This window comes from Finegoldia magna, from assembly GCF_018371055.1.
Taxonomy (GTDB): Bacteria; Bacillota; Clostridia; order Tissierellales; family Peptoniphilaceae; genus Finegoldia; species Finegoldia magna_I.
The window spans coordinates 1-1,182 of record NZ_JAGYZD010000358.1 but is presented as its reverse complement, the minus strand read 5'-3'; the positions used below and the strand labels follow the sequence as shown (position 1 = coordinate 1,182).

The following is a 1,182-nucleotide window of genomic DNA, read 5'->3' as shown; positions in this document are numbered from 1 at the left end:
GTTAGATGGTTAGGGACTACAAATAATGATTTACTTGCAAGTCCTAACTTTTTAGATTCCATAGCAGAAGCTACCATTTCAAAAGTTTTTCCTGCTCCTACTACATGGGCAAGTAGTGTATTTCCACCATAAAGAGTCCTAGCTATTGCATTTTTTTGATGTTCTCGAAGTCTCATTTCAGTATTCATTCCATCAAAAGTTAAGTTAGAACCATCAAATTCTCTATTTCTAATTGAATTGAATTTTTCATTATAAATCTTCTCTAGCCTATATCTTCTATCAGGATCTTCAAATATCCAATTCTTAAATTCTTCTTTTATCAGTTCTTGCTTTTGACTTGCTAGCATAGTTTCTTTTTTGTTTAATACAGAAGTCTTAGACCCATCATCATTTATTATTTGGTCAAATACTTTTGTATCTTTTAGATTAAGAGCATTTTCAATCAGCTTATAGGCATTTACTCTACTTGTACCATAAGTCATGTTAGCAAGGTCATTAGTCGAGTCAACACTTTTACCCTCAATATTCCATTCACTTGAGTGTGGCGAGAACCTAACATTTATATTCCACCTATCATAACCTGGTGTTTTTAAAAGGTTAAAAGTAAAGTCTTCTATATCTTTTTGAGGTATCCAGGTTGCTCCTAACCTTACATTTATATCAGAAGCAGTAAGTTCTTCAGGCATAACTTCTTGTAATTTTTCTCTTTGATATTTGAGTTTGCCTAACTCGTTTAATAGTGTATCTTTCTTTTCAGAAGGTGCTAAATCTATTACATTTTCAATTTCTCCGATATATGAATTGAGGTAGCCAATCTTTTCTCTGATATTACCACTTAAATATTCATCAGCCGATACATATGAAAAATGAAATGGATCGTCATTGTCAAAGTTCTCAAAGGGCATTCTGTTATTTATTAGGTCTGTATCCTTAATATCTAAAAATATCTCGCCCTCAAGCTCACCAATTAAGGTGTTCCTATCTTTACTTGTGATAGATTCCATATATTCAAAATCTACATATCCTTTTTGTGAAACTGATAAGACTAAAGCTTCAAGGGAAGTGTCTACATGATCTACTACCTTTGCCTTTGTTATTGTTCTTTTTGAGAATATATCACTCTTAGCTTTGAAATTATCCTCATCATCAAGTATTTCTATTGATGAAACCAAAGGAAAGTTT

General features: G+C 32.0%; 1 pseudogene. It reads right to left on the bottom strand.

The window, feature by feature from the left end:
- Positions 1 to 1,182, bottom strand: a pseudogene (locus KHW44_RS09860) (DNA helicase); the annotation flags it as partial.